We start from the raw sequence: 570 nt of genomic DNA, 5'->3' as shown, positions 1-570 counted from the left end.
GCGTTACACCGCATCGAATCCGGTGAGGGCACCGAGCAGGACTTCGCCGACGCCACGGGCCACTGGGACGTCGAGGAGCGGGCGGTCGCCACCCTGGACCGGCTCGGCCTCGCGCACGTCGCACCGACTCCGGATGCGTTGGGCCGCACCGTCGGCACCCTCTCCGGCGGCGAGACGATGCTGCTGGGCCTGACCGCCGCCCTGCTCGGCGACCCGGAGGTGCTGCTGCTCGACGAGCCCACCAACAACCTGGACCTGTCCGCCAAGGCCCGCCTGTACGCGGCCGTCGACCAGGTCCCCGGCATCGTCGTGGTGGTCAGTCACGACCGCGCCCTGCTCGACCGGATGGACACCATCGCCGAGCTGCGACGCGGCGAGCTGCGCATGTTCGGCGGCAACTTCGCCCACTACCGCGAAACCGTCGAGGCCGAGCAGGAGGCCAGCCGCGCCGCCGTCCGCGACGCCCGCGCCGACGTCCGCAGGCAGGGTCGCGAGCTGGTCGAGGCGCAGACCAAGATCGACCGGCGCCTGCGCTACGGCAAGCGGATGGTGGCAGAGAATCGGTACCCG

General features: G+C 72.3%; 1 protein-coding gene. It reads left to right on the top strand.

Annotated features, from left to right (window positions below; translation table 11 throughout):
• Positions 1–570 (top strand): ATP-binding cassette domain-containing protein (locus tag AC1DQC_RS20110; protein ID WP_477052990.1); only part of this gene is annotated, 570 nt, incomplete at both ends.

The sequence above is a fragment of the Cellulomonas sp. P4_H12 genome, from assembly GCF_056400905.1.
This window is presented reverse-complemented; position numbering and strand designations above follow the sequence as displayed.